Source organism: Bradyrhizobium stylosanthis (assembly GCF_001641335.1).
In the GTDB taxonomy this organism is placed as follows: domain Bacteria; phylum Pseudomonadota; class Alphaproteobacteria; order Rhizobiales; family Xanthobacteraceae; genus Bradyrhizobium; species Bradyrhizobium stylosanthis.
Map to the genome: position 1 here is coordinate 431,669 of NZ_LVEM01000006.1, position 12,453 is coordinate 444,121.

A 12,453-nucleotide genomic window follows, 5' to 3' on the forward strand; every position below is an offset into this window, starting at 1 on the left:
TGTCGCCTTTGCAAAAGTTGCGTTCCGGGCAGATCAAACGCGGGCCCGCGAATGCGCGGGGATTCCTGGCGAAATTTTGCGTCGGCCGGGACAATTCGCCCGCCGCTCACGCAAACGCTACTCGGATAGGCAGGCGGTTGCCGGTAAAAGCATCACCCTGATTCCCAAAGCTATTTTACTCATGAAACCGTCGGTCAAGGCGAACCTCGCCGCATTCCATCACGACGCCAGGCTGTATTTGACGCTCGGCATCGCCAACTGGTCGGTGTTCGTCGACCACATCCCGAACAACGTCGTCAACCTGCTGACGCTGCGCAATTTCGGCTTCAGCGGCGCCGCCGACCTGTTCGTGTTCGTGGTGGGCTACGGCGTCGCTATCATCCACGGCCGGATGGCGCTGGAGCGCGGCTACCTGGTCGCGGCCACGCGCATCTTCCGCCGTGTCTGGCGGCTCTATGCCGCCTATGTCGTGCTGTTCGTGATCTATATCGACACCATCGCCTATGTCGCCTCGCAATCGATGGCGCCGGAGATCATCCACGAATACAACATCTCCGGGATCCTCGAGCACCCGCTGCGCATCCTGATCCGCGGCCTCGTACTCCAGGAAGAGCCGCTGAACCTCGACCTGCTGCAACTGATGATCCCGCTGATGGCGTTCTTTCCGCTGGTGCTGTGGGGGCTGCTGCGACGGCCGAACGTGACGCTCGCCGCATCGGTCGCGCTGTACGTCGCGGCGCGCTGGTTCGACTGGAATTTCCGGGTCTATCCGGACCAGGACTGGACCTTCAATCCGCTGTGCTGGCAGATGCTGATGGTGCTCGGCGGCTGGTTCGCCGTCACGGGCGCACCGGGGCGCGCGCTGCACCGCATGCCCTGGCTGCGGATTCTCGCGGGCGCCTATCTCGTGTTCGCGATGGCCGTCACCCTGATGCGCCATTCGCCGGCGCTGTCCGCCTACCTGCCCGACTTTCTGCTCAACGGCATCGCGCCGACCGACAAGGAAAACCTCGCGCCCTATCGCGTGCTCCACTTCCTCGCGCTCGCGTTCATTGCCACCCATCTCATTCCGGCCGATCATCCCGGCCTGAAGTGGAAACCGCTCCAGGCGGTGATCACATGCGGCGAGGAATGGCTCGCGGTGTTCTGCGTCGGCGTGTTCCTGTCCTTCGCCGGCCATCTCATCCTGATCACCGGGCCCAACCTCGTGATGATGCAGATCGCGGTGAGCATCGTCGGCTTCGCCGCGATGACCGCCGTCGCCTATTACATCACCTGGTCCAAACGGCAGGACCTGCCTGCCGCCTTGCGGCAGCAGGCTTCGAGCTAAATCGCTGCGACAACAAAATCGTGCGATTCTGCTAGGCCGAAAGCGACCGCTGCGCTATGCCGGGACTCCTGTGCGAGGAGACCGGCGTGGCGATGGCGAAAGGCGGGGGTGACGAGGCTGACAGCGCGCCGCGGCGCGGCCGGCCAAGGTCGATCGAGACCACCAACGCCATCCTCGAAAGCGCCTATGCGCTGATGGCCGCAACGGGCCTTGCCACCGCCACCATCGACGCGATCGCGCGCCACTCCAGCGTCTCCAAGATGACGATCTACAAATGGTGGCCGTCGCGGGAGGCGTTGCTGATCGACGCGTTCCTTCATCATGCCGCGCAGATGCTGCCGCTGCCGCCCGCGAGTTCCGGCACGCCGGCGGCGCGCGCGCGTCGCCACGCCGCGGCCTATGCCGAGGCGCTCCAGGGCGAGTTCGGCAAGGTCCAGCTCGCCGTCATCTCCGAATGCATCTCGAAGACCGGCTCGGCGGAACTGTTCTACGCCCGCTATCTGCAATTCCGGCGCGACGCGCTGGTGGACATGATCGCCGCGGGCCAGAAGGACGGCAGCATTCTCGCCGAGGGGCTCCCTGAGGATCTCTACGACGCGATCTATGGCAGCCTGTTCTATCGCTACGTCTTCGGCATCGCACCGATCACGCCAGGCTACGCGCGCGCCCTGGTCGATCTCGTCCTTCGGCCGAAGGGCTAGAGCACGATCAGGACAAGCGCGAAGCGGTTTTCCGAAAAGATCATGCGCGAGACGACAAGCGCCTACCGCACCGGCCTGACCGGCGCCGAGATCTTGTCGGTGCGGTCGCGTTCGGTCATATCGACCACCGTCTGCATCGGCGCCGTCAGTTCATAGACGTAGGAGACGTCGGTGAAATAGCGCTTGGCGGTGCCGCCGAGCGCCTCGGGCGCGACGCGGTCGAGCAGGATCAGGCCGAAGTCGGAATCGGGCCGGCGCGTTGCCTCGCTGGTGTTGAATTCCTCCCAGCGGAAATGGAAGACCTCGTCGGGCTCCTCGCCGGTCACCGTCCAGGCGGCGGTGATGTGCGGATGCTTGCCGACCAGCGACAGGCCCTCGTCGGAATGCGAGGCGAGCTCGAAGAACAGCAGCGACAGGCTCTGCGCCGCACGCGCGCTCACCGCAATATCGGGGCCGGTGACGGCGATGCGGTCCGCATGCGGGATAGCGCGCGCCTCGAACAGGCCCTTGAGCTTGACGCCCTGCCACTGACTCTCGCTCAGCAGCGACACCACGTTGGACATGGCGTGGATGCGGCCGATCAGGAGCTCGCGCGCCACGTCGATGTCGGAGCCGTGGCGCAGCGTGCGCGTCACGATCGACTGGATCACCGCCAGAATATTCTTCACGCGGTGGTTCAGCTCGTCGATGACCGCGGTCAGGCGGCGCTCAAAGCCGATCCTGACCTGGATCTCGCGGCTGAGCCTCAGATTGTTGTAGGCGACATAGCCGAACAGGCCGCACACCATCGCGGTGATGGCAAAGCCGATCGCGGCCACGATGATCGCGGTCTGCTCGGCACGGCGCAGCGAGTTGGTCTTGGCGTAGTAGCCGAGCTGCCAGTCACGGCCGCCGAAGCTCACGGTGCGGGTCGCCGACGGCGGCGGTCCATCCGCTCCCATGCGCGTGGAGACAATGCCCTGGTCGTTGGCAACGAGCTCGCCGCCCTCCTTGCGGGGGTCCTTGAGTGCGACCGAGAACAACGACATGTCGTCATTGGTCAGCATCAGCGAGGCAAGCTCATAAGAAAATGTGACGAAGCCGGCCGGCTCTGTTGCTCCCTCGGGAATCACGGGGGCTGCCACGATGACGCCGATCGGGCCGTTGCCGCGCAGCAGCGGCACCGGGTCGGAGGCGACCGACCGCTTCTCGATCCGGGCCCGGGCGAGCATGGCGCTGCGCACGGGGTCCTGATCATAGCTGCGGCCGGGCAGCGCCTTGGTCTCGTCGCTGCGCGGCTCGAGATCCAGCAGCACATCGATCGGCTGGGTGAGGCTCGCCGGATCGATCGGCTTGTCGCTGTAGTCGCGGATCTGCGGTCGCGGGAAACCGGCGGCCGAGATCGCGGATTGCGCCGCAGCGAGTTCGTTCGGCTGCAGCCGGGCGACCCAGCCCGCCACCACGAAATCGGTCTTGAACGCGTAGATCGCCGAGCGCAGCGGCTCCAGCATGTTGGGCTTGAGCACCGACGGCGCACGGAACAGGCCTGAGGCGACACGGGCGAGCAGCTCGCGCTCGGTGAGCCGGTCCTGGACCAGGCTTGCATGGACATCGATCGCACGCGCCAGCGCGATCCGGTCCAGCGCCAGCTCCTGGTCGTGGACGCGATAGGCGGCGAGCCCGGAGAGCAGCACTCCGAGCAGAGCGATGAAGCCGATGATGAAACCCAGCCTGACCACGCGACTACTCAGACGGAAGCGGGAGGTCGGCAATTAACACGGAGCATATGAACGCCGCTCGAACGGCCATGTGCCGAAACAGGGTGAACCCCAATGGCGGAGATAATGGAGGAGGAGGCATCAGTACGCAACTTGGGTCGCCTGAAAAGCTTAATCCGCCCGGCCGAGGGTCCGGCCAACGCGGGCTTTGCTCCGGGCACCGAAGGTAGATAATCGCCATGTCGGAATTTTGTTCCGCCGCGGCAGCTCTGCCTCAGGCGTTAACGGCGAAAAACCCCTGCGCCAAGTCGTCGCGTCGGTCAGCCCGCCCGTTTCAGCCCGCCTTTGGCCTCGATGAAGCCGACGATGCGGTCGAGCCCCTCGCTCTTCTTCAGGTTGGTCATGACGAAGGGCCGCTCCCCGCGCATGCGCCTGGCGTCGGTGTCCATCTTTTCCAGGGAAGCGCCGACATGGGGGGCGAGGTCGATCTTGTTAATGACCAGCAGGTCGGAGCGGGTGATGCCGGGACCGCCCTTCGACGGGATCTTGTCGCCGGCGGCCACGTCGATGACGTAGATGGTGAGGTCGGCAAGCTCCGGGGAAAAAGTGGCAGCGAGATTGTCGCCGCCGGACTCGATCAGCACGAGATCGAGGCCCGGGAATTTGGCGCGCATGTCCGCGACCGCGGCGAGGTTCATCGAGGCGTCCTCGCGGATCGCGGTGTGCGGACAGCCGCCGGTCTCGACACCCGCGATGCGATCCGGCGTCAGAGACCCCGAGCGCACCAGGAATTCCGCATCCCATTTGGTGTAGATGTCGTTGGTGATCGCGGCGATGTCATAGCGCTCGCGCATGGTCTTGCAGAGCAGGTCCATCAGCGCAGTCTTGCCTGACCCAACCGGGCCGCCGACGCCGACACGCAAGGGGCCGTGAGTTTTCGACATATCGCTCGCTCTTTCCTAACGTCGTCCCGGCGAAGGCCGGGACCCATACCGCGTGATCTCGCAATAAGGCATTCTGGCCGATACGGTGCACCACAATTGTCGACGGTGGTTATGGGTCCCGGCCTTCGCCGGGACGACACCGTGGCAACATCCCGCTCCACTCATGACCTGAACAGCCGCGTATATTGCGTCTCGTGCCGCAGGCTGGCGAGATCGGCGCGGAACGTGGCGCTGCCGAGATCGTCCAATGCCGCATTCAGGGCGCGATGGGCGGTCGCCGCCACTGCGGCTTCGAGCTTCACCAGCACACGCTGGCTGTCGGTCTGGCCGAGCGGAATGAGGCGGCTGGCGGCGGAGATCCAGTTCGAGACCAGCGCATGCAGGAAGGCGTGCAGCGTCGGCGCCAGCGGCACGCCATGCATCGCTGCGACCACGCCGACCGCGACGGGATAGACCAGTGGTGTCCGGCATGCCGCAACCATGGCATCCAGCCCTTCCGCATCCCACGCGGCGCGCGCGATGTCGATGAAGGCGCGACCCTGCGAGACCGTCTCCAGTTGCCGCTCGCGCGAGGGCACGAAGGCGGCCGCAAGCTCTGCGACGTCCTTGAGAGCAGTCTCGTCGCCGGCCTCGGCGGCGCGATAGGCGTGGACCAGGAAGGTCGCGTCGCAGAAGCCGGACCCGTCACCGAGCATCGCATCGAGCCAGTCGGCGAGCGTCGCAACGTTCGTGATATCGCCCGCCTCGACCGCCCATTCGATCCCGCTGGAATAGGAGAAGCCTCCGACGGGAAACGCCGGCGACAGCCAAGTCATCAGCCGGTACAGCGCCGCCGCCTCGCGTTCGGCGAGGTCACCGGCACCGACTGGCTCATTTGTGGTCATGAGCATGCTTGTGGCCGTGGTGATGGTCGGGATGGTCGCAATGCTCGTCGTGATGATGATGATCGTGTCCATGGTCATGCGCGGCATGATCATGGCCATGATGGTCGTGGCCATGGTGGTCATGGCCGTGTCCGTGACCAGCATCGGCGTAAGCGCCGCCTTCGGGATCGAACGGCGCCTCGATCTCGACCACGCGCGCGCCGAGGCCCTTCACCATGGCTTCGATGACGTGGTCGCTGCGGATGCGCAAGGCCTTGGCCATGATCTGCGTCGGCAGATGCCGGTTGCCGAGATGCCAGCCGACGCGGATGAGGTGGTGCGGATCGCGGCCGCGGATCTCGAGCAGCGGCTCGGGCGCAGCGACCACTTCCACCAGCCGGCCATCCTCCAGCACCAGCGCATCGCCGCCGCGTAGCGCGACGGCGTTCTCGAGGTCGAGCAGGAACTCGAGCCCGCGCGTCCCCGTCATCGCCATGCGGCGGCGGTGCCGATCGTCGAAATCGAGCACGACCGTGTCCGCCGGCGTCTCCGTGAAGCGGTGCTGTCCCTTAACCTGCGTCGCCCGGATCATTGGCTTGTGTCCTCAGAACTTCTCGACCTTGGCGTCGCTGATGATCTCGATCACCGTCGGCGCCGTCTTCATCTGCGCGGAATATTCGCGCCACACCTTCATGTGCGGCGCCCGGCCGTGAGCGTTGAGATCCTCGCGGGTCTCCCAGCGCTCGACCACGACATAGAGGTTCGGATTGTTGACGCTGACGTTGCCGTCATAGGAGATACAGCCCTTCTCCTTGAGCGTCTCGACGGTGCAGGCCTTGTGACCCCTGATGAAGTCGTCCTTGTTCTCCGGCTTCATCGGCGTGGTGGCGATGACGTAGATCATGGGGTTGTTCCCTGTTATTCTTGTTAGCGAACGTCGACCTTCTCGGGCGTGATCACCTCGATCTTCGGCGGCGCCGTGAAGCATTTGACGGCGATGCGGCCGAACGTTTTCATGTGCTCCATGCCACGATGCGGCACCAGCGCCTCGGCATTCTCCCACTGCTCGACGAACACCATCTTGCTGGGATCGGTGACGCTCTCATGCAGATCATAGGCGATATTGCCGGGCTCCTTCCGCGTCTCCTTGATGCAGGCGGTGGCGGCTGCAATGAATTCGGCGCGCGTCTCGGGCTTGATGGTCAAGGTGGCAACGACGTAGATCACGAAATCCTCCCGGCTTTTCTTCTCTGGGTTAGGTACCGGGCCGGACATTAGACCAGGCGGGACCGAACGCAAAACCGGAAAAGCCGCCCCCGGACCTGCGCCGGGGGCATGCATCGAGGCGCTATTTCAGTACATGAAATATCGCTGCGCCATCGGCAGCACCTCGGCGGGCGCGCAGGTCAGAAGCTCGCCGTCGGCGCGGACCTCGTAGGTCTCCGGATCGACCTCGATGTTCGGCGTGGCGTCGTTGTGGACCATGCTCTTCTTGGAGATCTTGCCGCGGGTGTTCTGGACCGCATAGAGCTTCTTCTCGATGCCGAGTTTTCGCGCGAGACCTCCCGCAACGGCCGCCTTCGAAGTGAACACCACCGAGGACGCGGTGCGCGCCCTGCCGAAAGCGCCGAACATCGGCTGGTAGTGCACCGGCTGCGGCGTCGGGATCGAGGCGTTGGGATCGCCCATGGGCGCCGCGACGATCGTGCCGCCCTTGACGATGCAATCCGGCTTGACGCCGAAGAATGCGGGCGACCACAGCACGAGGTCGGCCATCTTGCCCTTCTCGACCGAGCCGATCAGCTTCGACACGCCATGCGCGATCGCTGGATTGATGGTGTACTTGGCGATGTAGCGCTTGACGCGGAAATTGTCGTTATCCTTGCCCTTGTCCTGCGGCAGCGACCCGCGCTGCTTCTTCATCTTGTCGGCGGTCTGCCAGGTCCGGATGATGACCTCGCCGAGACGGCCCATGGCCTGCGAATCCGAGGACATCATCGAGAGCGCGCCGAGATCGTGCAGGATATCCTCGGCGGCGATGGTTTCCTTGCGGATGCGGCTTTCCGCGAAAGCCAGGTCTTCGGCGATCGAGGGATCGAGATGGTGGCACACCATCAGCATGTCGAGATGCTCGTCGATGGTGTTGCGCGTGAAGGGGCGCGTCGGGTTGGTCGAGGACGGCAGCACGTTCTTCAGGCCCGCGACCTTGATGATATCGGGGGCATGGCCGCCGCCGGCGCCTTCGGTGTGGAAGGCGTGGATGGTGCGGCCCTTGAACGCCTTGATCGTGTCCTCGACGAAACCGGACTCGTTCAGCGTGTCGGAATGCAGCATGACCTGGATGTCGTGATCGTCGGCCACCGACAGGCAGTTGTCGATCGCAGCCGGCGTCGTGCCCCAGTCCTCGTGCAGCTTGAGCGCGCAAGCGCCGCCCTTGATCATCTCGACCAGGGCAGCGGGCCGCGAAGCGTTGCCCTTGCCGGAAATGCCGAGATTGACCGGGAAAGCATCGAACGACTGGATCATCCGCCCCATGTGCCACGGTCCCGGTGTACACGTCGTGGCGAAGGTGCCGTGCGACGGACCTGTGCCGCCCCCCAGCATCGAGGTGACACCACTCATCAACGCGTGCTCGATCTGCTGCGGGCAGATGAAATGGATGTGGCTGTCGAAGCCGCCCGCGGTGAGGATCTTGCCCTCACCCGCGATCACATCCGTGCCAGGACCGATGACGATGGTCACGCCCGGCTGGATATCGGGATTGCCGGCCTTGCCGATCGCGGAAATCATGCCATCCTTGATCGCGACGTCGGCTTTCACAATGCCCCAGTGATCGACGATCAGCGCATTGGTGATGACGGTGTCGGCCGCACCCTGCTTGTTGGTGACCTGCGACTGCCCCATGCCATCGCGGATCACTTTGCCGCCGCCGAACTTCACCTCCTCGCCGTAGACGGTGAAATCCTTCTCGACCTCGATGATGAGGTCGGTGTCGGCGAGCCGCACCTTGTCGCCGGTGGTCGGGCCGAACATGTCGGCATAGACGGAACGCTTTATTTTGACGGACATCACAAGCCCCGTTTGCGTTTGAATGTCTTGATGGTACTCACAGCGAAGCCCTCGCTGCTCTCACGGCATCGTCGAATTTCGTATCGAGCCACGGATTGCCGCCGCGGCAGCCGGCGACAACCTGCTCGGCCCAGCCGGTGTAGTCGACGAGATCGTCGCGCTCCGCAGTGGTCGGGTCGGCATGAACGCGCGCGCCGATATTGCTGATCTTGTCGGCGATCTTGATCAGCTTGGCGCCCGGCGATTTGTGTGGAGCGTCCTCGACCTGCTTCTGCCGCCGCTCTGCCTTCGGCAGGCTCATATCGTCGGTACATTCGACGACGAGGGACGCGACACGCTCCGAGAATATCTGCGCGAGCTCCTCGCGCGTGGTGTCGGTGTCTTCGATTGTATCGTGCAGCCACCCGGCTGCGACCAGCTCGGCATCGGCACCATCGGTCGCAGTCGCGAGCAGGTTCGCGACCTCGGCGAGATGGTTGATGTAAGGCTCGTTCCCCCGCCCCTTCCGCGCCATGCCATTGTGTCGGCGCGCAGCCAGCTCGGCAGCTTCGGATATGAGGTTGACAGCGGAGAGCATGGTCACCGTGCTCCCTCGTGATGACACGTGGAGTTGTTATGGCGCCGCGACACCACATCGGTCAGCGCCCGGGGCATACCCCTCTCCCCAACCCTCCCCCGCAAGAGGGGAGGGAGCCCGACCGGAGTGCTCACCTCATTGTGGATCACGGCACTCGCCTCGGCTTACGTCAAAGCTTCCCCATCACGTCGCCGCGGAAGCCGTAGATCGTCTTCTTGCCGGCGAGCGCGACGAGCTGGACGTCGCGGGTCTGGCCGGGCTCGAAGCGGACGGCGGTGCCGGCGGCGATGTCGAGGCGCATGCCGCGGGCTTTCTTGCGGTCGAACTTCAGCGCCGGGTTGGTCTCGAAGAAATGGTAGTGCGAGCCGACCTGGATCGGACGGTCGCCGGTATTGGCGACCGTCAGCGTCACGGTCTTGCGGCCGGCATTGAGCTCGATCTCGCCGTCCTGAATGAAGAGTTCGCCGGGGATCATGTGCTACCTCGCCTTGCTCCGCTGCGTCATGGCCGGGCCTGTCCCGGCCATCCACGTGATGCCACTTGGTCCGAAGGTCGTGGGTGCCCGGGACAAGCCCGGGCATGACGATGTTGATGCAGTTTCGCGCTTCACCTGATCGGCTCGTGCACGGTGACGAGCTTGGTGCCATCCGGGAAGGTCGCCTCGACCTGGATGTCGTGGATCATCTCGGGGATTCCCGGCATCACTTGATCGCGGGTGAGGACCTGCGCGCCGGATTGCATCAGCTCGGCGACGGTGCGGCCGTCGCGCGCGCCTTCGAGGATGAAATCGGAGATGATCGCGATCGCTTCGGGATGGTTGAGCTTGACGCCGCGGTCCAGCCGCCGCCGCGCCACGATCGCCGCCATCGAGATCAGAAGCTTGTCCTTTTCGCGGGGAGACAGGTTCATGAAGAATCTCTTCCGTTCATCACGTCAATTCAGCCAGTCAGTTCAGCCAAAGCCGCGGCAGCGCCGCGCCGGTCCGCGCCAGCACGGCCATCATGTCGGCGCGCAAACGCGCCGCATCTTGGGCACAGAACCGCGCCATTGCAAAGCCATTCCATGCGGAGATTCCGACCTCGCCGGAGAAAGACTCCGATGCCTCGCGAATGCGCTCCACCAGAGCTTCGTCGCCGGGCACAATCAGAGCCGTGCCGATCGCCGCGCCGCCCTTCGTGACGGCCGATCGCGCGAGCTTGGCGCCGATGCTGCCATCGAGCCGGACGGTTTCCGCGAACACCAGCTTGCCGCCGCGGCGCAGCCGCCAACGGTCCACGAACTCGCCCTGCTCCATCCGCTCGCCCATGGCGGTGCGGCCGAATACGACAATTTCGCAAAGCAGGAGCGAGGCGGCCTCGTCGAGGTCGATGTCGAAGCGGCGATGGACCCGGGCGCGATCGAACAGGATGGTCTCTTGGGGCAGCCAGGACAGATGCGCGCCCGGACCGGCCGTCAGGGCGATATTGAGCTGCGCCGCCGGCCCCGGCGCGCGATAGACCTTTTCGGCGGCCGCCGTGGTCAGCGTCAGTCGCGCGCTGTCCGCCGCCGATATCTCGATATCGAAGCGATCGCCACCGGCGACACCGCCGGCCGTGTTCACGAACACGCCGGACAGGCCCTGATCTTCCGGCGAGGGAAAGCGGACACGCAGCGAGCCGGATTCATGCAAGGTCCCGCGCCGCGTCACCCCATCGCGCGCATGCACGTCGAAGCGCACCGCACCGCGGGCACGGTTCGCCTCGAACAGAGTTGACGTGGCTGATAGCTCGCTGCGCATCCGCCTCCCCAGCCGGTTGCGGCAAAATGAGGCTTACAGCGCCATCTGGCGGCTGATCTCGCCGGGATCGAGATTGGAGCGGTCGCAGGTGAACTTCACCGCGCCGCGATCCATCACCGCGAAACTGTCGCCGAGTTCGCAGGCAAAGTCGAGATATTGTTCGACCAGCACGATGGCGATGTTGCCGAGGTTGCGCAGGTAAGAGATGGCGCGGCCGATGTCCTTGATGATCGAGGGCTGGATGCCCTCGGTCGGCTCGTCGAGCAGGAGCAGCTTTGGCCGCATCACCAGCGCGCGGCCGATCGCGAGCTGCTGCTGCTGGCCGCCGGAGAGGTCGCCGCCGCGCCGGCCGAGCATGGATTGCAGTACCGGAAACAGCGAGAACACGTCGTCCGGAATGTGCCTGTCCTCGCGCTTGAGTGGACCGAAACCGGTCTTGAGGTTCTCCTCGACCGTCAGCAGCGGAAAGATCTCGCGGCCCTGCGGCACGAAGCCGATGCCCTTGCGGGCGCGCTCATAGGGCTTGAGGCCCGTTATGTCGCTGCCGTCGAGCACGATCGCGCCCGAGGAGATCGGGTACTGCCCGACCATGGCGCGCAGCAGCGAGGTCTTGCCGACGCCGTTGCGACCGAGCACGCAGGTCACCTTGCCGGGCTCGGCCGCGATCGAGACGCCGCGCAGCGCCTGCGCCGCGCCGTAGAACAGGTTGATGTCCTTGACCTCAAGCATCGCTCAGCGTCCCAGATAAACTTCGATGACCCGCTCGTTGGACGAGACCTGGTCGATGGTTCCTTCCGCCAGCACCGTGCCTTCGTGCAGGCAGGTGACCTTGACGCCGAGCTCGCGCACAAACGTCATGTCGTGCTCGACGACCATCACGGTGTGGGTCTTGTTGATCTCTTTCAGCAGCTCGGCGGTGAGATGCGTCTCGACGTCGGTCATCCCCGCGACCGGCTCGTCGACGAGGAGCAGCTTCGGGTCCTGGGCCAGCAGCATGCCGATCTCGAGCCATTGCTTCTGGCCATGGCTGAGGCTGCCGGCGAGGCGATTGCGCGCCTCGGTGAGGCGGATCGTCTCCAGCACCTTGTCGATGCGCTCGGACTCGGCCTTGCTGCCGCGCCAGAACAGCGTGCCGCGAACCGAATGGTCGACGTTGAGCGCCAGCAGCAGATTGTCCTGCACCGTCTGGCTCTCGAACACCGTCGGCTTCTGGAATTTGCGGCCAATGCCGAGCTCGGCGATGCGGGTCTCGTCGAGCCGCGTCAGGTCGGTGACGCCGTCGAACAGCACCGTGCCCTCGTCGGGCTTGGTCTTGCCGGTGATGATGTCCATCATCGTGGTCTTGCCGGCGCCGTTCGGGCCGATGATGGCGCGCATCTCGCCGGGCTCGAGCGTCAGCGACAGATTGTTGATGGCGTGGAAGCCGTCGAACGAGACGTGCACGCCGTCCAGGTAGAGCATCGCGGAGGTCGCGCGGGTATCCATGACGTTCATG

The 12,453-nt window shown here is 64.8% G+C and carries 15 protein-coding genes; 2 read left to right on the top strand and 13 right to left on the bottom strand.

Annotation, left to right across the window (positions count from 1 at the left end; translation table 11 throughout):
• Positions 1–181: 181 nt before the first annotated feature.
• A complete protein-coding gene (locus A7X65_RS36515) occupies positions 182–1,330 on the top strand; it encodes an OpgC domain-containing protein (protein WP_063694229.1) in 1,149 nt (382 codons plus the stop codon).
• Between the two features lie 92 nt (positions 1,331–1,422).
• Positions 1,423–2,031: a TetR/AcrR family transcriptional regulator gene (locus A7X65_RS36520; protein ID WP_208608646.1), complete on the top strand. Its 609-nt coding sequence runs from the start codon at positions 1,423–1,425 to the stop codon at positions 2,029–2,031.
• 62 nt (positions 2,032–2,093) lie between these two features.
• Here the strand turns inward: A7X65_RS36520 and A7X65_RS36525 are convergent, their stop codons facing one another.
• The 13 genes from A7X65_RS36525 to urtD all read right to left on the bottom strand — a co-directional run bounded on the left by A7X65_RS36525 (position 2,094) and on the right by urtD (position 12,452).
• Positions 2,094–3,749: a CHASE domain-containing protein gene (locus A7X65_RS36525; RefSeq protein WP_063694230.1), complete on the bottom strand. Its 1,656-nt coding sequence runs from the start codon at positions 3,747–3,749 to the stop codon at positions 2,094–2,096.
• Between the two features lie 299 nt (positions 3,750–4,048).
• Complete coding sequence (ureG, locus tag A7X65_RS36530; protein ID WP_063694231.1) at positions 4,049–4,672, bottom strand: urease accessory protein UreG; 624 nt, start codon at positions 4,670–4,672, stop codon at positions 4,049–4,051.
• Between the two features lie 161 nt (positions 4,673–4,833).
• Complete coding sequence (locus A7X65_RS36535; RefSeq protein WP_063694232.1) at positions 4,834–5,562, bottom strand: urease accessory protein UreF; 729 nt, start codon at positions 5,560–5,562, stop codon at positions 4,834–4,836.
• Positions 5,543–6,127: an urease accessory protein UreE gene (gene ureE, locus A7X65_RS36540; RefSeq protein ID WP_063694233.1), complete on the bottom strand. Its 585-nt coding sequence runs from the start codon at positions 6,125–6,127 to the stop codon at positions 5,543–5,545. Before ureE ends, A7X65_RS36535 begins: the two co-directional genes overlap by 20 nt.
• Positions 6,128–6,139: 12 nt before the next feature.
• Positions 6,140–6,439: a putative quinol monooxygenase gene (locus A7X65_RS36545; RefSeq protein WP_063694234.1), complete on the bottom strand. Its 300-nt coding sequence runs from the start codon at positions 6,437–6,439 to the stop codon at positions 6,140–6,142.
• Between the two features lie 23 nt (positions 6,440–6,462).
• Positions 6,463–6,762, bottom strand: a complete 300-nt coding sequence (locus A7X65_RS36550; protein WP_063694235.1) for a putative quinol monooxygenase — start codon at positions 6,760–6,762, stop codon at positions 6,463–6,465.
• Between the two features lie 126 nt (positions 6,763–6,888).
• Complete coding sequence (gene ureC / locus A7X65_RS36555) at positions 6,889–8,604, bottom strand: urease subunit alpha (protein WP_063694236.1); 1,716 nt, start codon at positions 8,602–8,604, stop codon at positions 6,889–6,891.
• Between the two features lie 37 nt (positions 8,605–8,641).
• Positions 8,642–9,181, bottom strand: coding sequence for an HD domain-containing protein (locus A7X65_RS36560; protein ID WP_063694237.1), 540 nt, complete (start codon positions 9,179–9,181; stop codon positions 8,642–8,644).
• Positions 9,182–9,350: 169 nt separating this feature from the next.
• Positions 9,351–9,656, bottom strand: a complete 306-nt coding sequence (locus A7X65_RS36565; protein WP_025576653.1) for an urease subunit beta — start codon at positions 9,654–9,656, stop codon at positions 9,351–9,353.
• Between the two features lie 131 nt (positions 9,657–9,787).
• A complete protein-coding gene (locus A7X65_RS36570) occupies positions 9,788–10,090 on the bottom strand; it encodes an urease subunit gamma (RefSeq protein WP_007605424.1) in 303 nt (100 codons plus the stop codon).
• Positions 10,091–10,127: 37 nt separating this feature from the next.
• Complete coding sequence (locus tag A7X65_RS36575; RefSeq protein ID WP_063694238.1) at positions 10,128–10,958, bottom strand: urease accessory protein UreD; 831 nt, start codon at positions 10,956–10,958, stop codon at positions 10,128–10,130.
• Positions 10,959–10,991: 33 nt separating this feature from the next.
• Positions 10,992–11,687, bottom strand: a complete 696-nt coding sequence (gene urtE, locus A7X65_RS36580) for an urea ABC transporter ATP-binding subunit UrtE (protein ID WP_063694239.1) — start codon at positions 11,685–11,687, stop codon at positions 10,992–10,994.
• A gap of 3 nt (positions 11,688–11,690) precedes the next feature.
• The gene (urtD, locus tag A7X65_RS36585; protein ID WP_018646608.1) at positions 11,691–12,452 is read right to left on the bottom strand and encodes an urea ABC transporter ATP-binding protein UrtD; all 762 of its coding nucleotides are present in this window, start codon (positions 12,450–12,452) and stop codon (positions 11,691–11,693) included.
• Between the last annotated feature and the right edge of the window lies 1 nt (position 12,453).

Coding starts and splice junctions, on each gene's coding strand:
- ureC (WP_063694236.1), bottom strand. CDS start 8,604: ATGTCCGTCAAAATAAAGCGTTCCGTCTATGCCGACATGTTCGGCCCG.
- ureG (WP_063694231.1), bottom strand. CDS start 4,672: ATGTCGAAAACTCACGGCCCCTTGCGTGTCGGCGTCGGCGGCCCGGTT.
- urtD (WP_018646608.1), bottom strand. CDS start 12,452: ATGAACGTCATGGATACCCGCGCGACCTCCGCGATGCTCTACCTGGAC.
- urtE (WP_063694239.1), bottom strand. CDS start 11,687: ATGCTTGAGGTCAAGGACATCAACCTGTTCTACGGCGCGGCGCAGGCG.
- A7X65_RS36515 (WP_063694229.1), top strand. CDS start 182: ATGAAACCGTCGGTCAAGGCGAACCTCGCCGCATTCCATCACGACGCC.
- A7X65_RS36575 (WP_063694238.1), bottom strand. CDS start 10,958: ATGCGCAGCGAGCTATCAGCCACGTCAACTCTGTTCGAGGCGAACCGT.
- A7X65_RS36570 (WP_007605424.1), bottom strand. CDS start 10,090: ATGAACCTGTCTCCCCGCGAAAAGGACAAGCTTCTGATCTCGATGGCG.
- A7X65_RS36535 (WP_063694232.1), bottom strand. CDS start 5,562: ATGCTCATGACCACAAATGAGCCAGTCGGTGCCGGTGACCTCGCCGAA.
- A7X65_RS36545 (WP_063694234.1), bottom strand. CDS start 6,439: ATGATCTACGTCATCGCCACCACGCCGATGAAGCCGGAGAACAAGGAC.
- A7X65_RS36560 (WP_063694237.1), bottom strand. CDS start 9,181: ATGCTCTCCGCTGTCAACCTCATATCCGAAGCTGCCGAGCTGGCTGCG.
- A7X65_RS36565 (WP_025576653.1), bottom strand. CDS start 9,656: ATGATCCCCGGCGAACTCTTCATTCAGGACGGCGAGATCGAGCTCAAT.
- ureE (WP_063694233.1), bottom strand. CDS start 6,127: ATGATCCGGGCGACGCAGGTTAAGGGACAGCACCGCTTCACGGAGACG.
- A7X65_RS36520 (WP_208608646.1), top strand. CDS start 1,423: ATGGCGAAAGGCGGGGGTGACGAGGCTGACAGCGCGCCGCGGCGCGGC.